The organism is Streptomyces yunnanensis (assembly GCF_029011865.1).
GTDB classification, from domain to species: domain Bacteria; phylum Actinomycetota; class Actinomycetes; order Streptomycetales; family Streptomycetaceae; genus Streptomyces; species Streptomyces yunnanensis.
The window spans coordinates 7,361,071-7,382,704 of record NZ_CP095749.1 but is presented as its reverse complement, the minus strand read 5'-3'; the positions used below and the strand labels follow the sequence as shown (position 1 = coordinate 7,382,704).

Genomic DNA, 21,634 nt, shown 5'->3' with positions numbered 1-21,634 from the left:
GTTACGTATAACTTACGGCGTCATACGTACCATGGCGGCAACCCGCGGGTCCACCCCGCAGTGCCGGACCCAAGGAGTGACGCACCCGGTGAGCAGCCACGAGGGCGCCGTGCCCGCCGTCCCCGAGCTCGCGCGGGCAGGCACCCCCGGCCGGGCCGCCGCCCGGGTCACCAGCCGCGACGTCGCCCGCGCCGCCGGCGTCTCGCAGGCCGCGGTCTCCCTGGTCCTCGGCGACAAATGGCGCGGCCGGGTCTCCCCCGGCAAGGCCGAGGCGGTCCGGGCCGCCGCCCGCGAACTGGGCTACCGCCCCAACCTCGCCGCCCGCAGCCTGCGTACCGGCCGCACCCGCACCGCGCTGCTCGTCGTCCCCGCGCTCACCACGGAGTTCTTCGCGCGGGTCTATACGGGAGCCGCCCGGATCGCCGCCGACCACGACTTCGGCGTGGTCCTCTACCCCTCGCCCGAGGGCATCGGCCCGGCCCGCCCGTCGCCCTCCACCGCCCACAGCGGAAGGCCCGTTCGAGCCCCTTTGGTTCCCGACCCCTTCGCCTCCGCCTCGGCCGCCCTGGACGGCGTGATCGCCTCGTCGATGGCGGCCGACGCCCTGGCCGCGCTGCGCGGCGCCGGACTGCCGCTGGTCATGCTCGACAGCGACCCGGGCGACGCCACCGCCTCGGCCACCGTGAACCTCGACATCGCCGACGGCGTACGGCAGTTGGCCGCCCACCTCACCGGCCTCGGACACCGCCGGATCGCCCACCTCGCGGCCGACGTGGACTCCTGGACCTTCGCCGTCCGCACCCGGACCCTCACCGACGCCCTGGCCGGCACCCCGGACGCGGTCGTGCACCGGGTGCCCACCGCGCTGGGCGTGGACGCCGGCCTGCGGGCCGCACACACCGCGCTGACCGCCCCCGGGCCCCGCCCCACCGCGCTGCTGTGCGACGACGACATCATCGCCGCCGGCGCCTGCAAGGCGGTGCGCCGCCTCGGCCTGCGGGTCCCCGAGGACGTCTCGGTCACCGGCTTCGACGACCTGGCCCTCGCGGTCGCCGTGGAGCCGGAGCTGACGACCGTGCGGCTGCCCGCCGAGGAGTTCGGCGAGGCCGGGATGCGGGCCCTGATGGCCGTCCTGGACGGCGCCCCGACCGACACCGCCACCCTTCCCGTCGCCCTCGTCCCGCGCGGCTCCACGGCGCCGCCGCCGGGCGCCCCGCACAACACCGCGCGCCCCGGCGGGTGATGACCCACCGGGGCGCGTGGTCCGGGCGGCCGGCCCGGAAGCGGTGTGCCGCGGTCCTCAGTCGTCCGCGGCGCCGGACTCCGGCTCGTCGGCGTCCGCCGCGGACGCGCCGGAGCCGTTCTTCCCCGCGGCGCCGCCCTTGCCGGCGCCCTTGCCGTTCCCTCCGGTGGAGCCGGTGTCCGAGGACTCTCCCGCGCCCTCCCCGGGCCGGTCCTTCTCCTGCTCCCCGGCGGCGTGCTCGTCCAGCAGCCGGGACAGCTGCCGCCCCAGGATCCGCTTGAACTTCCGCTTCTGCGGGCGGGTGCGGTCCAGTACCGCCACTTCGAGGTGCTCGGCGGTCAGCGTGCGCTCGCCGCCGTTGGTGTCCCGGGAGAGCGAGTCCACCGCCAGCCGGAGCGCCTCCGCCAGGGTCATGCCGTCCCGGTGGCGCTGGTCGAGGTAGCTGCTGATCTGGTCGGCGTTGCCGCCCACCGCGACCGAGCCGTGCTCGTCCACGATCGAGCCGTCGTGCGGCAGCCGGTAGATCTGGTCGTCCTCGGGGGCGTTGCCGACCTCGGCGACGATCAGCTCGACCTCGTAGGGCTTCTCGGCCGCGCTGGAGAAGATCGTGCCGAGCGTCTGGGCATAGACGTTGGCCAGCCCGCGGGCGGTCACGTCCTCCCGGTCGTAGGTGTAACCACGCAGGTCGGCGTAGCGGACGCCGCCGATCCGCAGGTTCTCGAACTCGTTGTACTTGCCGACCGCCGCGAAGGCGATCCGGTCGTAGATCTCGCTGACCTTGTGGAGGGCGCGGGAGGGATTCTCGGCGACGAAGAGCACGCCGTCGGTGTACTGCAGCACCACCACGCTGCGGCCGCGCGCGATGCCCTTGCGGGCGTACTCGGCGCGGTCGGCCATGGCCTGCTGGGGTGAGACATAGAACGGCGTCGACACCGGCTATCCGTCCCTTCCTGTCAAAAGCTCTCTCGCTGTCTGGGGGCGCACCGCGGAACCGTCCGTCCCGTCAGAGCAGCGCGGCGCGCGGGCCGTCGGGCTGTTCGAGGCGGCGCTCGTGAACGGCACGGGCGATCTCCGAGACCTCGGCCTCGGTCAGCTTCTTGAAGCCCTCTTCGGTGATCACCGTGACGATGGGGTAGATCCGCCGCGCCATGTCCGGCCCACCGGTCGCCGAGTCGTCGTCGGCGGCGTCGTAGAGCGCCTGCACGACGGCGGTGGCGGCCTGATGCTCCGTGAAGTCCTCCCGGAAGAGCTTCTTGAGCGCGCTGCGCGCGAAGACCGAGCCGGAGCCGGTCGCCGCGAAACCGTGCTCCTCCGAGCGCCCGCCGGTGACGTCGTAGGAGAAGATCCGGCCCTTCTCGCGGTCGAGGTCGTAGCCGGCGAACAGCGGCACCACGGCGAGGCCCTGCATGGCCATCCCGAGGTTGCTGCGGATCATCGTCGAGAGCCGGTTCGCCTTGCCCTCCAGGGAGAGTTGGGCCCCCTCGACCTTCTCGAAGTGCTCCAGTTCCAGCTGGAACAGCTTGACCATCTCCACCGCGAGACCTGCCGTGCCCGCGATGCCGACCGCCGAGTACTCGTCGGCCGGGAAGACCTTCTCGATGTCGCGCTGTGCGATGACGTTGCCCATCGTCGCCCGGCGGTCGCCGGCGAGCACCACACCGCCGGGGAACGAGGCCGCCACGATGGTCGTGCCGTGCGGGGCCTCGATGACCCCCTGCACCGACGGCAGCGGGCGGTTGCCCGGCAGTAGTTGGGGCGCGTGCTGCCCGAGGAAGTCCACGAAGGACGAGGATCCAGGCGTCAGGAAGGCAGCCGGCAGACGCCCGGTGCTTGGAGTGTTGGCTTCCACACGTTTCCTTCCGGATACTCGGCCGCCCGCCCGAGGTACGTCCGGCCGACTCCTTGAATTGACCCAAGGTTGCGTTGCAGCTGAAGCAGAGTACGCCTCGGACCCTACCCGCCCCGGAGCCGTGATCCACATCGTGGGATCCCGATATCGAACGGACCGGGCGGCACCGCCCGAAGCCGTGCGCGCCGGCCGGGCACCGTGCGCGGGAATTTCTCTTCCCACCGCGCACGGCACACCGACCGGCGGGCGTCAGATATATGCGCCCGTTTTGCGGCTACTGTCCGCCTTTTTGGACAAATGACCGCACGAAATCCTCAGCGTTTTCTTCGAGGACGTCGTCAATCTCGTCCAGGACGGAATCCACGTCGTCGGACAATTTCTCCTGGCGTTCCTTGAGGTCCCCCGACGCCTGCGCGTCCTGCGTCTGCTCCTCGACCTCTTCGGTGGACCGGGTGGCCCGCTGCTGTCCGCCGCCGCTGTCCTTGGTCGCCATATCCCTCACCCCGCTCGGTTTGCCCCGCTCGATGTGACCTTCAAGATCCGACCCTACAAGCAGGGTCCGACATCGGCCCTGCACTTGCTGCAACGCCCGGGAGTCACCTCGATGATTCCCGCACCGCGGTCGTTTCAGCCGTGGATCGGCCGTGGATCATGGTGCATTTGCCATGAACCTGCCCCGCTTCAGCGCCCGGACAACGTCCTGACCAGCTCTTCTGCCGTCCGGCAGCGGTCCAGCAGCTCCTTCACATGCTTACGGGTCCCGCGCAGCGGCTCCAGCGTGGGCACCCGTTGCAGAGAGTCACGGCCGGGCAGGTCGAAGATGACCGAATCCCAGGAGGCTGCGGCCACGTCGTCCGCGTACTGCTCCAGGCAGCGGCCGCGGAAGTAGGCCCTGGTGTCCTCCGGGGGCTTCAGCTCGGCCTGCTCGACCGCCGGCTCGTCCAGCAGCCGCTTCATCCTGCCGCGGGCCACCAGACGGTTGTACAGGCCCTTCTCGGGGCGCACGTCGGCGTACTGGAGGTCGATGAGGTGCAGCCGCGCGGCGTCCCAGTCCAGGCCGTCACGGCGGCGGTAGCCCTCCATCAGCTCCCGCTTGGCGACCCAGTCCAGCTCGCCCGACAGGCTCATCGGGTCGTTCTCCAGCCGTCCCAGCACGTCCTCCCAACGGGAGAGCACGTCCCGGGTCTGCTCGTCGGCGTCCGCGCCGTAGCGGTCCTCGACGTACTTGCGGGCCAGCTCGAAGTACTCCATCTGGAGCTGCACCGCGGTCAGCGTGCGCCCGCTGCGGAGGGTGATCAGATGGCGCAGCGACGGGTCGTGCGAGACGTGGTGGAGGGTGCGTACCGGCTGGTCGACGGCGAGATCGACGGCGATGAAGCCGTCCTCGATCATGGACAGCACCAGCGCGGTGGTGCCCAACTTCAGGTACGTCGAGATCTCGGAGAGGTTGGCGTCGCCGATGATCACGTGCAGCCGGCGGTACTTCTCGGCGTCCGCGTGCGGCTCGTCGCGGGTGTTGATGATGGGCCGCTTGAGGGTCGTCTCCAGGCCCACCTCCACCTCGAAGTAGTCGGCGCGCTGGCTGAGCTGGAAGCCGTGCTCGTGGCCGTCCTGGCCGATGCCGACGCGTCCGGCGCCGGTGACCACCTGCCGGGAGACGAAGAACGGCGTCAGGTGGCGCACGATGTCCGAGAACGGGGTCTCCCGTTTCATCAGGTAGTTCTCGTGCGTCCCGTAGGAGGCGCCCTTGTTGTCGGTGTTGTTCTTGTAGAGGTGGATGGGCTGGGCACCGGGGACCTGGGCGGCACGCTCGGCGGCCTCGGCCATGATCCGCTCGCCGGCCTTGTCCCACAGGACCGCGTCCCGCGGGTTGGTGACCTCGGGCGCGCTGTACTCGGGGTGTGCGTGGTCGACGTAGAGCCTGGCCCCGTTGGTGAGGATGACATTGGCCAGGCCGATGTCCTCGTCCGTCAGCTGGCTGGAGTCGGCGGCCTCGCGGGCGAGGTCGAAGCCGCGGGCGTCCCGCAGCGGGTTCTCCTCCTCGAAGTCCCAGCGGGCACGTCGTGCCCGGTGCATCGCCGCCGCGTAGGCGTTGACGACCTGGGACGAGGTGAGCATGGCATTGGCGTTCGGGTGGCCGGGGACGGAGATCCCGTACTCCGTCTCGATGCCCATTACTCGCCGTACGGTCATGCGGCCCTCCTTGCCCGGCGGCGCCCCCGGATGGGGCAGGCGCTCGAAAACCGCTGCGCTTCCGGTCCGTGTCCGTTCCCCGCGCCCGCACAGCGAGACGCAGCGGTACCGAAGAGCCTAGAACGCCTTTGCGGCGCTGGGGAGATCATTACAGTCATTGCTCCAGTCCGGTTTTCCCTGATCCGTCGCCGGCTCGCCGGGGCGATCCGCCGCCCCCGGAAATGCGTCCGGCTGCGGACGCCCCGTGCAGGACATCCGCAGCCGGCGAGCGGTGTTACAGGTATTGGCCGGTATTCGCCACCGTGTCGATGGAGCGACCGGTGTCCGCGCCTTGCTTTCCGGTGACCAGGGTGCGGATGTAGACGATCCGCTCACCCTTCTTTCCGGAGATCCGGGCCCAGTCGTCCGGGTTGGTGGTGTTGGGCAGGTCCTCGTTCTCCTTGAACTCGTCCACGCATGCCTGGAGGAGGTGGGAGACCCGCAGACCTTTCTGGTTGTGCTCCAGGAAAGCCTTGATGGCCATCTTCTTGGCACGACCCACGATGTTTTCGATCATCGCGCCGGAGTTGAAGTCCTTGAAGTAGAGGACTTCCTTGTCACCATTGGCATAGGTGACCTCCAGGAAACGGTTTTCCTCGGATTCCGCGTACATCTGCTCGACGACCGACTGGATCATTCCGCTGACCGCCGCCTTGCGGGAATTTCCGTGCTCGGCGAGATCGTCGGCATGCAGCGGGAGATTTTCCGTGAGGTACTTCGAGAAGATGTCCTTGGCGGCCTCCGCGTCCGGACGCTCGATCTTGATCTTCACGTCGAGGCGACCGGGGCGCAGGATCGCGGGGTCGATCATGTCCTCGCGGTTCGAGGCGCCGATCACGATCACGTTCTCCAGGCCCTCGACGCCGTCGATCTCGGAGAGCAGCTGCGGGACGATGGTGTTCTCCACGTCCGAGCTGACTCCGGAGCCACGGGTCCGGAAGAGGGAGTCCATCTCGTCGAAGAAGACGATGACGGGCGTGCCCTCGCTGGCCTTCTCCCTGGCCCGTTGGAAGACCAGGCGGATGTGCCGCTCGGTTTCGCCGACGTACTTGTTGAGCAGCTCGGGGCCCTTGATGTTCAGGAAGAAGCTCTTCCCGGCGGGCTGCCCGGTCACCTCGGCGACCTTCTTGGCAAGGGAGTTGGCGACTGCCTTGGCGATGAGGGTCTTGCCACAGCCGGGCGGGCCGTAGAGCAAGACGCCCTTGGGCGGGCGGAGTTCGTGCTCCTTGAAGAGGTCCGGGTAGAGGTAGGGGAGCTCGACCGCGTCCCGGATCAGCTCGATCTGACCGCTCAGACCGCCGATCTTGGTGTAGTCGATGTCCGGGACCTCTTCGAGGACCAGTTCCTCGACCTCGCTCTTGGGGATGACCTCGTAGACGTAGCCGGAGCGGGAGTCGAGCAGCAGGGCGTCGCCGGGGCGGATGGTGATGTCCAGCAGCGGCTCGGCGAGCCGCACCACCCGCTCCTCGTCGGTGTGCCCGATGACCAGCGCGCGCTCGCCGTCCTCCAGGACTTCCTTGAGGGTGACGATGTCGCCGGCACTCTCGAACTCCATGGCCTCGACCACGTTGAGTGCTTCGTTGAGCATCACCTCTTGGCCGCGCCGGAGGTCCTCGGCCTCGACGCTGGGGCTGACGTTCACCCGGAGCTTGCGGCCCCCGGTGAAGATGTCGACGGTGCCGTCCTCGTTCGCCTGCAGGAAGACACCGAAACCCGCCGGCGGCTGCGCGAGCCGGTCGACCTCTTCCTTGAGGGCGACGATCTGGTCGCGGGCCTCGCGGAGCGTATTGGCGAGGCGTTCATTCTGGGCGGAAACGCCGGCCAGGTTGGTCTGCAGCTCGACGATCCGCTCTTCGAGAATCCTCGTGTGCCGCGGAGAGTCGGCGAGCTTGCGTCGCAGGACGGCGATCTCCTGCTCAAGATAGGCAACCTGACCGGCTGGATCTTCAGACCCGCGCCCCGGCCGGATGCCGCGGTTGATGTCGTCGTCGTGGGCTGCCACGGTCCTCACCTCCTCCAAGGAGCTGGACGCTTCCAGACCCTACCTGGGCCGGTGCAGGTTGAAACCCCTAGATCGAAAAGACTGTCGGGGTGTGTCCGATCTTCACCCTTGCGCACGTCCTCACGCCAGGGGAATACCCACCCAACAACATCGGAAAGCGAGCGGTTGTATCGTCGAGTCGGTCAACACCCGTCAGGGCTGGCGCCACTTAGGCAAAAACGGTTCACGTACGCAAGAACGGCAGGCGAGATGACCGCGCAGGACGAAGCACCGGAGCTGGAAGTCTGGATCGACCAGGACCTGTGCACCGGGGACGGGATCTGCGCGCAGTACGCGCCGGAGGTCTTCGAGCTGGACATCGACGGCCTGGCGTATGTCAAGAGCCCCGACGACGAGCTCCTGCAGGAGAAGGGCGCCACAACGCGCGTGCCGTTGCCGCTGCTCAACGACGTGCGGGACTCGGCCAAGGAGTGCCCCGGCGACTGCATCCACGTGCGCCGGGTCGCGGATCTCGTCGAGGTCTACGGGCCGGACGCGGAGTGACCGGCCGCGCCGACGCGGAGTAGACGCGGCGCGGACGCGGCGTAGAGACGACGTAGGCACGGCGTAGCGGAACACGGGACGCCCGCACACCGTGTGAGGAATCAGGCACCCTCGGTTGCCGTATCGGCGGGGAGTTCGCTCTGGACGAACTTCCCGCCTTGCCATTGCCACTTGACGGTCTTGTGCACGTCCGGCATGTAGCGCGGCACGTCGGGTGACGAATAGCCCTGGACGGTCGCGGAGACGACGCGGCCCTCCAGGTCGATGTCCTGGACGGAGAGCCGCTGGGCGGGCGCCAGGAGCGTCGCCACGATGCGCGGAGCGGCCTTGGGGTCGGAGGGCTGGGCGAGGACGTAGACGCCGCTGGGCGGGGTGCCGGCCCCGCTGTGGCAGCGGACCACGGCGACGGTCTGGATGCCGCCCGCGCCGTCGAGGTCCCCGGAGACCTTGCGGACCACGTCGAGGCGGTTGGGTCCGCAGTTGACGGGGAAGGCCACCCGCCCCGGGTCGGGGGCCGCCGCGGCGACCGGGGCGTCCTTGACGGACGACGCACTGGCGGCGGTGGCGGTGGCACTGGGGGGTTGGACGAGGGACGAGACCGCGATCACGGCCGAGATGGCGGTGGCGGTGGCGAGCCAGTGCATGGGGTGGGGCTGGGTGTGCAACAGGTCCTGGCCTGCCAAGGGCTGCACGCGGGGTAACTCCTGTGAGGTGCTGTGGCGGTGGGAGTGCCCAGCATCGTTCCACAGCGGGCGGCGGCAAGGAACCGGCGGGGGCGGAGTTTTCCACGATTTCCGCACCGGTTCGTGAGGGGAACGAAGCGGCGCCGCCGACGGTTCCCGCTCGGGGGAACTCGTCGGCGGCGCCGGTCGGTTCGGTGGCCTGCCGGCCGGCGTCAGCCGCGCTCGGGCGACCCGTCCGCGAGGTCGGCGGTGAGGTCGGCCGCGGCGGCGCCGTCGGGCTTGCCGGGGGCGCTCTTCTCCCGCCCGCCCGACGCTGCCTGTTCCCGCCCGCCCGGCACTGCCTGTTCCCGCCCGCCCGGCCCGGTGTAGTCCTCGCCGTAAGCGCCCTTCGCGGGCCGGCGGCGGCGCAGCGGGGGCTCGACGCCGTCCGCCAGCCGGCGGGCGGTCAGCAGGAAGCCGGTGTGGCCGATCATGCGGTGGTCGGGGCGGACGGCCAGGCCCTCCACGTGCCAGGTGCGGACCATGGTCTCCCAGGCCGACGGCTCGTTGAAGGTGCCGTGTTCGCGGATCGCCTCCACGGTGCGGGCCAGCTGCGTCGTCGTCGCCACGTAGGCACAGAGGATGCCGCCGGGCACCAGGGCCTTGGAGACGGCCTCCAGGCACTCCCAGGGGGCCAGCATGTCCAGGATGACCCGGTCGACGTCGGTGTCGGAGAGGTTGTCCTGGAGGTCGCCGACGGTGAGCGTCCAGGCGGGGTGCGGACCGCCGAAGTAGCGCTCCACGTTCTGGGTGGCGATCTCGGCGAAGTCGGCGCGGCGCTCGTAGGAGTGCAGCATGCCGTCGTCGCCGATGGCGCGCAGCAGGAAGCTGCTGAGCGAGCCGGATCCCACCCCCGCCTCGACGACGCGGGCGCCGGGGAAGATGTCGGCCATCGCCAGGATCTGCCCCGCGTCCTTGGGGTAGACCACGGCGGCACCGCGGGGCATGGACAGGACGTAGTCGGGGAGCAGGGGACGCAGCGCGAGGTAAGCGACGTTTCCGGTGGTACGGACAACACTGCCCTCGGGCGCGCCGATCAGCTCGTCGTGGGGGAAGGCTCCCTTGTGGGTGTGGAAGCTCTTGCCCTCTTCGAGCGTGAAGGTGTAGTGGCGTCCCTTGGGGTCGGTGAGCTGGACCTGGTCCCCGACCTTGAAGGGCCCGCGACGGCGGGCGGCACCGGTCGGTTCGGACATGTGACCAGCCTACCGGCCGTTTGGCGTCCCCCGTACCGCGGGCGCCGGACCGGGCTCTCCCCAGGGCCCGTCGAACGGGGCCGGCCCCCCGGCTGGGGGCTGCCCAGGGGCGGGCCCGGTCATGCCCGCCCGGAACCGGGTGCCCGCGGGGCGGCCGCCCGGGCCGGGCGTCGGAGGAGCGGCCGGGTGCACCGGGTCGCGGGTTCCGGACCGGCGTTCCGGGGCGGGTGTTCCGGGGCGATCGGTCAGGGCGTGCGGGCCATGGCGGCCACGAAGGCGCGTTCCACGTCGGTGGTGGACAGGACGCCGTAGATCTCGCCGGAGTGCTCGACGACGAGGTATTCCGTGGCGGGGGTGGCGCGCAGGTGGTCCAGGAGGCCCTCGCCGGCGAGTTCGGCGCCGACCCGCATGCCGTCCTTGAGGTCCTGGGCGAGGGTGCCGACCGTGACCCAGGGGCGGCGGTGCTCGGGGATGCCGATGATGGCGGCCTCGCGGACCAGGGCGGTGGGGGAGCCCTGCCGGTCGACGACGACCAGGGCGCGGGCGCCGGCGTCGTCGGCGCGGCGCAGCGCCTCGGACAGCGGGGTGTCGGTCTCGACCGGGATGGCGCGCCGGGTGAGCGTACGGGCGGTGAGGTCGGGGAGGCGTTCGCGCAGGCGGGCCATGCGGAGGCTGTTGCCGGCGCCGGTCCAGATGATCGCGGCGAGGATCGCGGCGAGCAGGGCGTCGGTGAGCGAGTCGGCGCCGCCGATCTCCTCGGGGGCCCGGCCGAGGGCGCCGGTGTGGGTGAGCAGCGGCAGGCCGATGAGGACGGTGACGGCCAGCGCGCGGCCGACCCAGGCGGCGGCGACGGTGCCGCTCATCGGCTTGCCGGTGAGCTTCCAGACGACGGCGCGCAGCATCCGGCCGCCGTCCAGCGGGAGGCCGGGGAGCAGGTTGAAGACGGCGACGATGAGGTTGGAGATCATCAGGCCGGCGAGCAGCACGCCGGGGACCGTGCCCGGTTCGACCAGCTGCATGCCCACGTAGAAGACGCCGGCGAGGACCAGGGAGAGGAGCGGGCCGACGAAGGCCAGGACGAACTCCCGCCCGGGGGTCTCGGTCTCCTTCTCTATCTCCGAGACGCCGCCGAAGAACTGGAGCTGGATCCGGCGGACGGGGAGCTTGAAGCGGATCGCCGCGACGGTGTGCGCGAGTTCGTGGACGAGCACCGAGGCGTAGAAGGCGACCGCGAAGAACAGGGAGACCAGGTAGCGGGCGGCGCCCAGCTCGGGCAGGACCCGCTCCAACTGGCCGCCGAACACCCAGGTGATCAGGGCGGCGACCAGGAACCAGCTGGGCGCGACGTAGACGGGCACGCCGAAGGGGCGGCCCATGAGGATGCCGCCGCCGGGGGCCTTCGGCTCGGCGTGCGCCCGGTCCGCTCGCCCTGGAGTTCCCGGGGTGCCCGGGGACGGCGGCTGGGGTCCGTCGGGGGCGTGTTCGGTCGGCTGGGGCGGCCGGTCCGGCCCGGACTCCTGGGGGTCCTGCGGCTTCCCGCTCTCGTCCACGGCGTCCCCTCGTCGAATACGGCTACGGCACCTGCACTGTCTGACAACTCGATCATGCAGGGCAAAGGTGCCCGACGTCGATGGTATGCGGAGCTTCCGGCCGCGCTCGGCCGCGGGGTCGGGCAGGGGTCTCACCGTCGGTGACGCGTCGGCGATTGTCAGTGGCGGGCCGTAGGGTTCTGTGCATGGGATGGAGCACGGAGAAGACCGAGGCGGAGGCGCCGGGCGCCGGTCCGGAGCCGGCCGCGGTGCCGGCGCAGGGTGCGGTGCCGGCGGGGGCCGTGGTGCCGGCGCGGGGCGGGGCGCAGCCGCCGGTGGCGCTGTCGCCGTCGCGGGCGAGCGACTTCATGCAGTGCCCGCTGCTCTACCGCTTCCGCGTGATCGACAGGTTGCCGGAGAAGCCGAGCCCGGCGGCGACCCGGGGCACGGTGGTGCACGCGGTGCTGGAGCGGCTCTTCGACGCCCCCGCGGCGCAGCGCACGGCCGTCGGGGCCCGCGCGCTGGTGCCGGTCGAGTGGGAGAAGCTGCTGGCCAAGCGCCCCGAGCTGGCCGAGCTGTTCGCGGACGACGCGGACGGGGAGCGGTTGGGGCAGTGGCTGGCGGAGGCCGAGGCACTGGTGGACCGCTGGTTCACGCTGGAGGATCCGACGCGGCTGGAGCCGGCCGACCGCGAGCTGTACGTCGAGACGGTGCTGGAGTCCGGGCTGCGGCTGCGGGGGTTCATCGACCGGGTCGATGTGGCGCCGACGGGCGAGGTGCGGCTGGTCGACTACAAGACCGGCAAGGCGCCCCGGCCGCAGTTCGCCGAGGGCGCGCTGTTCCAGATGAAGTTCTACGCGCTGGTGGTGTGGCGGTTGCGGGGCGTGGTGCCGCGCCGGCTGCAACTGGTGTATCTGGGCAACGGCGAGGTGCTGACGTACGACCCGGACGAGCGCGATCTGCGGGGCGTGGAGCGGAAGTTGCTGGCGCTGTGGGAGGCGATCCGGCAGGCGACGGAGACCGGTGAGTGGCGTCCGCGGCCGACGAAGCTGTGCGGCTGGTGCGACCACCAGGCGCACTGCCCGGAGTTCGGCGGCACTCCCCCGGTGTATCCGTTGCCCGTGCGGGCGGCGGCGGCCGAGCCGGTCGGAGCGCCCGGGGCGGTGCCCCGGGAGAGGCAGTCGGTGCGCCCGGCGGACGGCGGGGCCGGGCCACAGGGCAGAATGGAGCGGATCGAGTAGATCCCTCCCCCTCGAAGGAGAGCTAGTGGCAATCCGCGTCCTGCTGGTCGACGACCAGCCCCTGCTGCGTACGGGTTTCCGGATGATTCTGGAGGCCGAGCAGGATCTGGCGGTCGTCGGTGAGGCGGGCGACGGACTCCAGGCACTGGAACAGGTGCGGGCGCTGCAGCCCGATGTGGTGCTGATGGACATCCGGATGCCGCGGATGGACGGGGTCGAGGCGACCCGGCAGATCACCGGCCCGGCGAAGGACGGCCCGGCGAAGGTGCTGGTGCTGACCACGTTCGACCTGGACGAGTACGTCGTCGAGGCGCTGCGGGCCGGGGCCAGCGGCTTCCTGCTCAAGGACGCCCCCGCGCACGAGCTGGTGCAGGCGATCCGGGTGGTGGCGGCGGGCGAGGCGATGCTCGCGCCCAGCATCACCCGGCGCCTGCTGGACAAGTACGCCGGCCATCTGCCGTCGGGCGAGGAATCGGTGCCGAACACCCTCCACACGCTCACCGAGCGGGAGGTGGAGGTGCTGAAGCTGGTGGCCCGCGGCCTGTCGAACGCGGAGATCGCGGCGGACCTGTTCGTCAGCGAGACGACGGTCAAGACCCACGTCGGCCACGTGCTGACGAAACTGGGGCTGCGGGACCGGGTGCAGGCGGCGGTGTACGCCTACGAGAGCGGGCTGGTGCGGCCCGGCGCCCAGTAGGGCCCCGCGCAGGCGGAGGCGTCACCCACGGCGGCGGGGCCGGCCCGGGATGTCCCGGACCGGCCCCGCCGCCGTGCTGCTCCGGCGTGCCGCCGGGCCGGCTCAGGCGTCGTTCGACTTGCTGATCTCCCAGAAGCGGAAGACGGTCGAGGAGTCCAGGGTCCATTCCAGGCCGGAGACTCCCTGGCGGGCCACCGCGTACTGCTTGCCCTGCCAGATCGGTATGACCGGCAGGTCCTTGGCGATGATGTCCTGGAGCTCGCGGAAGGCGGCCTTGGTGGCGCCGCGGTTGGGCTGGTCGGCCGTCTCGGGCAGCAGCCGGCCGGTGATGTCGGGCGAGCTGTAGTGGTTGGCCAGCACGCTGTCCTTGCCGAAGAACGGCTGGGTGAAGTTGTCCGGGTCCGGGTAGTCCGGGATCCAGCCCTTGACGTAGACGCCGAACTTTCCGCCGGCCATGCCCTGGTCGTACTCCTGGGTGGGCACGCTGTGCACCGTGGCCTCGAACAGGCCGCTGGCGTTGAGCTGTTCGGCGATCTCCTGGACGGCGGCGACGGTGCCGGGGCCGTACCGGTCCGGGGTGGCCCACAGGGTCAGCGGGACCTTGCCCTGGACGCCGGCGTCGCGCAGTGCGGCGGCGGCCTTGTCGGGCTGCGGGCGGTCGCCGTAGGTGTTGAAGAAGGCGGTGTTGTGGCCGGTGATGCCGGCCGGGACGACCGAGTACAGCGGTTCGGCGGTGCGCTGGTACACGTCCCGGACCAGGGTGGAGCGGTCCAGGAGGTAGGCGATGGCCTTGCGGACGCCGAGCTTGCCGGCGACCGGGTCCTTGAGGTTGAAGACCAGGTGCATGACCTCGGCGCTGCCGCCCTCGACGACCTGGGTGCCGTGCTGCTGGTGCAGGGACGCCTGGTCCAGCGCGGCGATGTCCTTCATGGCCAGGCCGCGGTAGGCCAGGTCGATGCCGCCGCTCTGGACGGCCTTCTTGAGCTGGTCGCGGCTGGCGTAGAACTTCAGGGTCATCCCGGAGTTCTTGGCCTTGGCGGGGCCCTTGTAGGACGAGTTGACCGAGAGCTTGGCCTGCTCGGGGCCGTAGGAGTCGAGGGTGTAGACGCCCGAGCCGACGGCCTTGCCGTCGGTGCGCAGCCGGTCGGCGGGGTAGGCGGTGTGGTCGACGATGGAGCCGGCGCCCGAGGCGATCTTCATGGGGAAGGTGGCGTCGGGCGACTTGAGGTGGAAGACCACCGTCTTGGCGTCCGGCGTCTCGACGCTCTCCAGGGCGGAGAACATCACGGCGGGACCCTTGTCGTCCTTGATGCGCTGGATGCGGTCGAAGGAGAACTTGACGTCCTGTGAGGTGAGCTGGTCACCGTTGCTGAAGGTCAGGCCGTCCTTGAGGGTGCAGCGGTAGACCCTGCTGTCGGAGCCGGTGAAGCCGCAGCTCTCGGCGGCCTCCGGTTCCGGCGTCGTCTGGCCCTTGGGGAAGCTGAGCAGCGACTGGAAGACGTTGTTGAACAGCAGCCAGGAGTCGGGGTCATAACCCGAGGCTGGGTCGGTGGCCACGACCTTGCCGGTCGTGCCCATGACGACGGGCTCGCCGTGGCCGGACGACGCCGAGGTGTCGGTGCCGCACCCGGCGACCGCGAGCAGGACTGTCGCCAGCCCCGCTCCGATCGGGGCGGCCAGCCACTGGTCACGCTTCACTCGGTGGTTCCTCACGTTCTGGTGGTGCCGATCGGGTCGCGGCGGGGTGCCGCGACGGTGGACGGTGCGGGGCGGGCCGGCGGTCAGCTGGAGACGCCGCGGCCCAGCTCCCAGATCTGCAGCGCCGAGGCGGAGTTGACGGCCCATTCGACGCCGGTGATGTTGTCACGGGCGGCGACGTACTGCTTGCCCTGCCACAGCGGGAGGTACGGGACGTCCTCGGCGAGGATGTCCTGGGCCTGCTTGAAGCCGGCCCCGGCGGCGTTGCGGTCGGTCTGCTGGCGGGTGGTGGGGATCAGCTGCGACTCGATCTTGTCGTTGCGGTAGGGGGAGTTGAGGAAGTTCCCCTTGCCCACGAACGGCGCGATGTAGTTGTCCGCGTCGGGGATGTCGGCGAACCACCCCATGCCGTACGCGGCGTACTTGCCGCTCGACCCGTCGGTGCGGAACTGCTGCCAGCGGTCGACGCCCTTGATGCTGACGTCGAACAGCTTGGTGCTGTTGAGCTGCTGCTGGAGGGCGGCGAACTCCTTGGCCGTGTTGGGGCCGTAGTGGTTCTTGCTGTAGGTCAGGGTGAACTTCACCGGGGTGGTGATGTTCGCCTGCTGGAGGGTCTGCCGGGCGGCGGCGACGTCGGGGTTGCCGTACTTGGTGTAGAAGGAGTTGATGTGCCCGGTGAGGCCGGTGGGGACGAGCGAGTAGAGCGGGTCACCGGTGTACGAGTAGACGTCGCGCACCAGCTGGGAGCGGTTGACGACCTGGGCGATCGCCTGCCGGACGGCCTTGTTGGAGACGGCCGGGTCCTTGATGTTGAAGGCGATGTAGCGGATCTCCTGGCCGGGCATCTCCTGGAGCGTGAGGTGCTTGTCCGAGGAGTTCTGCAGGCCCTTGACCTCGTCGGGCGTCAGGCCGCGGCTCAGCAGGTCGACGTCGCCCTTGCGGAGCGCCGCCGCCATGCCCGCCGAGTCGTCGAAGAACCGCATCTCGACCTGGTCGTTCTTCACCGTCAGCCCGCCCTTGTACTCGGGGTTCTTGGTGAAGACGGCCTTGGTGAGGCGGTCGCCGCTGTGCTCGGTCTTGACGGTGTACGGGCCCGAGCCGACCGTCTCCCAGCCCTTGTAGAGGCTGTTCCTGGGGTACACCTGGCTGTCGACGATGGCCGCGGCGGGGGTGGCGAGCTTCTGCGGGAAGGTGGCGTCCGGCTTGGTGAGGTGGAAGACCACCTCGCGGTCGCTGGGCGTCTCGACCCGGTCGATGTCGTCGAGCAGCGACACCGGGCCGTTGGTGTAGTTGATGGCCCGCATCCGGTCGAAGGAGAACTTCACGTCCTGGGCCGTCAGGTCGTGGCCGTTGGAGAACTTCAGCCCGCTGCGCAGGGTGCAGCGGTACTGCTCGTTCTGGGTGTCCCGGAAGCCGCACGACTCGGCGGCCTCGGGCACCACGGCGGTACCGGTCCGGGGCAGCCGCATCAGCGTCTGGAAGGTGCTGCGCAACACGTTCCAGGCGTCGACGTCGTACGCCTGCGCAGGATCCAGCGGCGCGGGCGCCGCCTTGGTGGCCTCGATCTGCGAGGCGACGCCGACCACTATCGGCGAGCCGTCCGAGCCCGCGCCGTCGGTGTTGCCGCAAGCAGCGAGAGCCGGGGCGAGGAGACCGGCAGCCAGCGCCGGCAGCACCAAGGTCTTGCGATTCATCGTCGGCAGGTTCCTTATCAGCGCAGAGGTGTTGCTCGCGTCGAGATTAGTAGGCACCGCCAGCGGCTCATCGACGCAAGGAAGTTACATCGATAAGGCGGTGGGATAACGGTGACAGCGTGATCGATATCCGGACGGCGGAACGTATCGCACGTTGCCCCACCAATCCGGACACTTACCCCCGTAGAAACCACCACCGGGACCCGGTGGATCACCTGCCGGGGCCGCTGTCGACGGCCCGGCACGTGAGAAACGTCACGCATCCTAGCGGCCCCGTAGCGCTGAGAATTCGCCCGGGTATTCGTCACGGAAAATAAGCGGATCGCTGCCGTGAGTTCCCGGGCATTCCGCACAGCACGCTCAGTGCACGGACCCTTGGCTTTCCGTGATGAGCGCCTGGAGAAAAGGGAGATCGACTTCTTCGAGGGAGCGCACCACGGTCCGCCCGGGAGCCGGCGGGATGGGCGTCACGGACGGCACCGCGACCACCCGGCAGCCGGCCGCCTCCCCCGCCCGCACCCCGGTCAGGGTGTCCTCGACGACGGCGCAGCGGGTCGGGTCCACCCCCAGCCGGGCGGCGGCGGTCAGATACGGGTCCGGGTGCGGCTTGGTGCGCATCAGGTCGTCGCCGGCGACCGTGAGGACGAAGTTCTCCGGGCCGAGGGAGTCCAGCATCCGGTCGATGATGGTCCGGTGCGAGGCGGAGACCAGGGCGGCCGGCACCCGGTGCGCGGCCAGCTCGCACAGCAGTCGGCGGGCGCCCGGCATCAGCGGGACGCCGCGGCCGATCCGGGCCACGAACGCCTCGTTGAGCAGGGTGCTCAGCTCCGTCAGGCCGATGTCGGCGCCGGTCTCCCGCAGCAGATAGCCGGCGCTGCGGGACATCGGCCCGCCGACCACGACCTCCCGGTGGCCGTCGTCCAGGACGTGGCCGAGCCGCGCGAAGACCTCGGCCTCGGCCTCCCACCAGAAGCCCTCGGTGTCCACGAGGGTGCCGTCCAGATCGAGGAACACGGCCTGGAGGGTCACGGCTTCGGCCATGGGGGTCTTCCCTGTTCGCGCGGAGCCGAGAGCTTGGGGAGAGGCGCCGACTGCGGGGATGCTGCTGGTCATCCGTCCACCTCCGTGGGGACGTCCCCGGAGGGACGAAAAGGCCGGCCGCCACCCCCGGCTGGGGGAAAACGACCGGCCACTACCGGATCGACCAGTGTACGACCGTGCGCGCCGGAACGCCCGGGGAAGGCGGAAGGTCCGCTTCCCCGGGCGCCGCGCCGGGCGTCCCGACGGGCCGGCCGGCTACGGTGCGTCACCGCGCGTTGAAGTACTTGGCTTCCGGGTGGTGGATGACGATGGCGTCGGTGGACTGCTCGGGGTGGAGCTGGAACTCCTCGGAGAGCTGGACGCCGATGCGCTCCGGCTGCAGCAGGTCCGCGATCTTGGCCCGGTCCTCCAGGTCGGGGCAGGCGCCGTAGCCGAGGGAGAAGCGCGCGCCGCGGTACTTCAGCGCGAACATGTCCTCGACGTCCGCCGGGTCCTCGCCCGCGAAGCCCAGCTCGGCCCGGACCCGGGCGTGCCAGTACTCGGCCAGCGCCTCGGCCAACTGGACGGACAGGCCGTGCAGTTCGAGGTAGTCGCGGTAGGAGTTGGCCGCGAACAGCTCGGCCGTGGCCTCGCCGATCCTCGATCCGACGGTGACCACCTGGAGGCCGACCACGTCGCTCTCGCCGGACTCCTCCGGACGGAAGAAGTCGGCCAGGCACAGGCGGCGGCCGCGGCGCTGGCGGGGGAAGGTGAAGCGGGTCCGCTCGGTGCCGTCCTCGCCCAGCAGGATCAGGTCGTCGCCCTTGGAGACGCAGGGGAAGTAGCCGTAGACCACGGCCGCCTCCAGGAGGTTCTCGGTCTGGAGCTTGTCCAGCCAGCCGCGCAGCCGCGGCCGGCCCTCGGTCTCCACCAGCTCCTCGTACGTGGGGCCTTCGCCGGTGCGGGCCTGCTTGAGCCCCCACTGGCCCTTGAAGAGCGCGCCCTCGTCCAGCCAGGAGGCGTAGTCGGCGAGCTGGATGCCCTTGATGACCCGGGTGCCCCAGAACGGCGGGGTGGGCACCGGGTTGTCGGTGGCCACGTCCGAGCGGACGGCGCCCTGATCGGGCTCCGGGTCGGTGCTCCGGCCCGCGGCGCCGGCCGCCGGTGTCGCGCGCTGGGGCACCCGCCGCTGCTTGAGCTCGGGCAGGGTCGCGCCCGGCACGCCGCGCTTGACGGCGATCAGGGCGTCCATCAGCCGCAGGCCCTCGAAGGCGTCGCGGGCGTAGCGGACCTCGCCCTCGTAGATCTCGTGGAGGTCCTGTTCGACGTAGGCGCGGGTGAGGGCGGCGCCGCCGAGGATGACGGGGTAGTCGGCCGCCATCTTGCGCTGGTTGAGCTCCTCCAGGTTCTCCTTCATGATCACCGTGGACTTGACCAGGAGCCCGGACATCCCGATGACGTCGGCCTTGTGCTCCTCGGCGGCCTCCAGGATCGCGGAGACGGGCTGCTTGATGCCGAGGTTGACGACGTTGTAGCCGTTGTTGGACAGGATGATGTCGACGAGGTTCTTGCCGATGTCGTGGACGTCGCCGCGGACGGTGGCCAGCACGATGGTGCCCTTGCCCTCGTCGTCGGACTTCTCCATGTGCGGCTCCAGGTAGGCCACCGCGCTCTTCATGACCTCGGCGGACTGGAGCACGAACGGCAGCTGCATCTGGCCGGAGCCGAACAGCTCGCCGACGACCTTCATGCCGTCCAGCAGGGTCCCGTTGACGATGTCGAGGGCCGGGCGGTCCACCAGGGCCGTTTCGAGGTCGGCCTCCAGGCCGTTCTTCTCGCCGTCGATGATGCGCCGCTTGAGCCGCTCCTCCAGCGGCAGCGCGGCCAGCTCGGCGGCCTTGTCGGCCTTGAGGGACTTGGCGGTGGCGCCCTCGAAGAGCTCCATCAGCCGCTGCAGCGGGTCGTAGGCCGGCTCGTCCCCTCGCGCGGGGCGTCGCCGGTCGTAGATCAGGTCGAGCGCCGTGGTGACCTGCTCCTCGTCGAAGCGGGCGATCGGCAGGATCTTCGAGGCGTGCACGATCGCCGAGTCCAGGCCAGCCTTGACGCACTCGTCCAGGAAGACGGAGTTCAGGACGATGCGGGCGGCCGGGTTCAGGCCGAAGGAGATGTTGGACAGGCCGAGGGTGGTCTGGACGTCGGGGTGGCGCCGCTTCAGCTCCCGGATCGCCTCGATGGTGGCGATGCCGTCCTTGCGCGACTCCTCCTGGCCGGTGCAGATGGTGAAGGTCAGGGTGTCGATGAGGATGTCGGACTCGTGGACGCCCCAGTTGCCGGTCAGGTCGTCGATCAGCCGCTCGGCGATCTCCACCTTCTTCTCGGGGGTGCGGGCCTGGCCCTCCTCGTCGATGGTCAGCGCGATCAGGGCCGCGCCGTGCTCGGCCGCCAGCCGCGTCACCTTCGCGAAGCGGGACTCCGGGCCGTCGCCGTCCTCGTAGTTGACGGAGTTGATCACCGCGCGGCCGCCGAGCTTCTGCAGCCCGGCTTGCAGGACGTCGACCTCGGTGGAGTCCAGGACGATCGGGAGCGTGGAGGCGGTGGCGAAGCGGCCGGCCAGCTCCTCCATGTCGGCGACGCCGTCCCGGCCCACGTAGTCCACGCACAGGTCGAGCATGTGCGCGCCCTCGCGGATCTGGTCGCGGGCCATCTCCACGCAGTCGTCCCAGCGGCCGTCCAGCATCGCGTCGCGGAACTTCTTCGACCCGTTGGCGTTGGTCCGCTCGCCGATCGCCAGGTAGGAGGTGTCCTGGCGGAACGGGACGGTCTGGTAGAGGGAGGCCGCGCCGGGCTCGGGGCGCGGTTCGCGCACGGTGGGCGCCATGCCCCGGACCCGCTCGACGACCTGCCGCAGGTGCTCGGGGGTGGTACCGCAGCAGCCGCCCACCAGGGACAGCCCGTACTCGCCGACGAAGGTCTCCTGGGCGTCGGCCAGCTCGGCGGCGCTCAGCGGGTAGTGCGCGCCGTCCTTGCCCAGGACCGGCAGGCCGGCGTTGGGCATGCAGGACAGCGGGATGCGGGAGTGCCGGGCCAGGTAGCGCAGGTGCTCGCTCATCTCGGCCGGGCCGGTGGCGCAGTTCAGGCCGATCATGTCGATGCCCAGGGGCTCCAGCGCGGTGAGCGCGGCGCCGATCTCCGAGCCCAGCAGCATCGTGCCGGTGGTCTCGACGGTGACCGAGCAGATGATCGGCAGGTGGGTGCCGGTCGCCTCCAGGGCGCGGCGGGCGCCCAGCACGGCGGCCTTGGTCTGGAGGAGGTCCTGGGTGGTCTCCACCAGCAGGGCGTCCGCGCCACCGGCGATCATGCCCTCGGCGTTGCGCTGGTAGGCGTCCCGCAGGGTGAGGTAGTCGACGTGGCCGAGGGTGGGGAGCTTGGTGCCCGGGCCCATGGAGCCGAGGACGTAGCGCTGCTGGCCGGTCGAGGCGGTGAACTCGTCGGCCACCTCGCGGGCGATCGCCGCACCGGCCTCGGAGAGCTCGAAGACCCGCTCGGGGATGTCGTACTCGGCCAGGGCGGCGAAGTTGGCGCCGAAGGTGTTGGTCTCCACGCAGTCCACGCCCACCGCGAAGTACTCCTCGTGGACCGAGCGCACGATGTCGGGGCGGGTGAGGTTGAGGATCTCGTTGCAGCCCTCCAGCTGCTGGAAGTCCTCCAGGGTCGGATCCTGCGCCTGGAGCATCGTTCCCATGGCGCCGTCGGCGACCACCACCCGTGAGGCGAGGGCCTCGCGGAGCGCGGTGACGCGGGACGAGCTGGTGGACGAGGGCGTATTCGAAGCCATGGAGGTGCTCCCGTGGTTGCGACGGCTGTCGGCTTTGCACCCCTCCTGAAGAGGGCGCACCCGGCCAGCGTAGCTTCCGGGCCGGGACAGGTGTTCTCCATTCCACGGCGTGGACAGCGGTTATCGACCGCGGCCC

General features: G+C 70.5%; 16 protein-coding genes. 4 read left to right on the top strand and 12 right to left on the bottom strand.

Going from position 1 to position 21,634, the window contains the following annotated elements; genetic code table 11:
• Positions 1-88: 88 nt before the first annotated feature.
• Entirely contained in the window at positions 89-1,243 is a 1,155-nt protein-coding gene (locus tag MOV08_RS32200; RefSeq protein WP_275309823.1) for a LacI family DNA-binding transcriptional regulator, read from the top strand.
• A gap of 57 nt (positions 1,244-1,300) precedes the next feature.
• Here MOV08_RS32200 and prcA read toward each other — a convergent pair whose 3' ends face one another.
• From prcA to arc, 5 genes are all read right to left on the bottom strand, one after another.
• The gene (gene prcA, locus MOV08_RS32195) at positions 1,301-2,176 is read right to left on the bottom strand and encodes a proteasome subunit alpha (RefSeq protein WP_039637873.1); all 876 of its coding nucleotides are present in this window, start codon (positions 2,174-2,176) and stop codon (positions 1,301-1,303) included.
• A 70-nt stretch (positions 2,177-2,246) separates the two neighbouring features.
• Positions 2,247-3,092 carry a proteasome subunit beta gene (gene prcB, locus MOV08_RS32190; RefSeq protein WP_039637872.1) on the bottom strand — a complete coding sequence of 282 codons (846 nt, stop codon included), beginning with the start codon at positions 3,090-3,092 and terminating at the stop codon, positions 2,247-2,249.
• A gap of 274 nt (positions 3,093-3,366) precedes the next feature.
• Positions 3,367-3,585 (bottom strand): ubiquitin-like protein Pup, encoded by a 219-nt coding sequence (locus MOV08_RS32185; RefSeq protein ID WP_039642048.1) that lies wholly within the window; start codon positions 3,583-3,585, stop codon positions 3,367-3,369.
• Between the two features lie 188 nt (positions 3,586-3,773).
• Positions 3,774-5,285, bottom strand: coding sequence for a depupylase/deamidase Dop (gene dop / locus MOV08_RS32180; protein ID WP_338057242.1), 1,512 nt, complete (start codon positions 5,283-5,285; stop codon positions 3,774-3,776).
• Between the two features lie 274 nt (positions 5,286-5,559).
• A complete protein-coding gene (gene arc, locus MOV08_RS32175; RefSeq protein WP_039637870.1) occupies positions 5,560-7,326 on the bottom strand; it encodes a proteasome ATPase in 1,767 nt (588 codons plus the stop codon).
• 249 nt (positions 7,327-7,575) lie between these two features.
• Between arc and MOV08_RS32170 the strand changes: the two genes are divergently transcribed.
• On the top strand, positions 7,576-7,869 hold the full coding sequence (locus MOV08_RS32170) for a ferredoxin (RefSeq protein WP_039637869.1): 294 nt from the start codon (positions 7,576-7,578) through the stop codon (positions 7,867-7,869).
• A 101-nt stretch (positions 7,870-7,970) separates the two neighbouring features.
• Here the strand turns inward: MOV08_RS32170 and MOV08_RS32165 are convergent, their stop codons facing one another.
• The 3 genes from MOV08_RS32165 to MOV08_RS32155 form a co-directional block, all read right to left on the bottom strand.
• Complete coding sequence (locus MOV08_RS32165; protein ID WP_039637868.1) at positions 7,971-8,561, bottom strand: hypothetical protein; 591 nt, start codon at positions 8,559-8,561, stop codon at positions 7,971-7,973.
• Between the two features lie 203 nt (positions 8,562-8,764).
• Positions 8,765-9,784, bottom strand: coding sequence for a tRNA (adenine-N1)-methyltransferase (locus MOV08_RS32160; RefSeq protein ID WP_275309821.1), 1,020 nt, complete (start codon positions 9,782-9,784; stop codon positions 8,765-8,767).
• 245 nt (positions 9,785-10,029) lie between these two features.
• Positions 10,030-11,334, bottom strand: a complete 1,305-nt coding sequence (locus MOV08_RS32155) for a site-2 protease family protein (protein WP_039637865.1) — start codon at positions 11,332-11,334, stop codon at positions 10,030-10,032.
• A gap of 185 nt (positions 11,335-11,519) precedes the next feature.
• On the opposite strand from MOV08_RS32155, the gene MOV08_RS32150 reads away from it, so the two are divergent.
• Entirely contained in the window at positions 11,520-12,554 is a 1,035-nt protein-coding gene (locus MOV08_RS32150; protein WP_039637864.1) for a RecB family exonuclease, read from the top strand.
• A gap of 25 nt (positions 12,555-12,579) precedes the next feature.
• Positions 12,580-13,251: a response regulator gene (locus MOV08_RS32145; protein WP_039637863.1), complete on the top strand. Its 672-nt coding sequence runs from the start codon at positions 12,580-12,582 to the stop codon at positions 13,249-13,251.
• A gap of 102 nt (positions 13,252-13,353) precedes the next feature.
• On the opposite strand, the gene MOV08_RS32140 is transcribed toward MOV08_RS32145, so the two are convergent.
• From MOV08_RS32140 to metH, 4 genes are all read right to left on the bottom strand, one after another.
• Positions 13,354-14,949, bottom strand: a complete 1,596-nt coding sequence (locus MOV08_RS32140; RefSeq protein ID WP_275309820.1) for an ABC transporter substrate-binding protein — start codon at positions 14,947-14,949, stop codon at positions 13,354-13,356.
• An 83-nt stretch (positions 14,950-15,032) separates the two neighbouring features.
• Positions 15,033-16,643 (bottom strand): ABC transporter substrate-binding protein, encoded by a 1,611-nt coding sequence (locus tag MOV08_RS32135; protein WP_275309819.1) that lies wholly within the window; start codon positions 16,641-16,643, stop codon positions 15,033-15,035.
• Between the two features lie 360 nt (positions 16,644-17,003).
• Entirely contained in the window at positions 17,004-17,756 is a 753-nt protein-coding gene (locus MOV08_RS32130; protein ID WP_420834231.1) for an HAD family hydrolase, read from the bottom strand.
• Positions 17,757-17,949: 193 nt separating this feature from the next.
• Positions 17,950-21,498 carry a methionine synthase gene (gene metH, locus MOV08_RS32125; protein ID WP_275309818.1) on the bottom strand — a complete coding sequence of 1,183 codons (3,549 nt, stop codon included), beginning with the start codon at positions 21,496-21,498 and terminating at the stop codon, positions 17,950-17,952.
• Positions 21,499-21,634 lie beyond the last annotated feature (136 nt).

Bases quoted from the DNA above. Each gene is read 5' to 3' on its own strand.
- MOV08_RS32130 (WP_420834231.1), bottom strand. From the start codon at position 17,756: ATGACCAGCAGCATCCCCGCAGTCGGCGCCTCTCCCCAAGCTCTCGGC.
- MOV08_RS32160 (WP_275309821.1), bottom strand. From the start codon at position 9,784: ATGTCCGAACCGACCGGTGCCGCCCGCCGTCGCGGGCCCTTCAAGGTC.
- MOV08_RS32170 (WP_039637869.1), top strand. From the start codon at position 7,576: ATGACCGCGCAGGACGAAGCACCGGAGCTGGAAGTCTGGATCGACCAG.
- MOV08_RS32185 (WP_039642048.1), bottom strand. From the start codon at position 3,585: ATGGCGACCAAGGACAGCGGCGGCGGACAGCAGCGGGCCACCCGGTCC.
- dop (WP_338057242.1), bottom strand. From the start codon at position 5,285: ATGACCGTACGGCGAGTAATGGGCATCGAGACGGAGTACGGGATCTCC.
- MOV08_RS32135 (WP_275309819.1), bottom strand. From the start codon at position 16,643: ATGAATCGCAAGACCTTGGTGCTGCCGGCGCTGGCTGCCGGTCTCCTC.
- metH (WP_275309818.1), bottom strand. From the start codon at position 21,498: ATGGCTTCGAATACGCCCTCGTCCACCAGCTCGTCCCGCGTCACCGCG.
- MOV08_RS32150 (WP_039637864.1), top strand. From the start codon at position 11,520: ATGGGATGGAGCACGGAGAAGACCGAGGCGGAGGCGCCGGGCGCCGGT.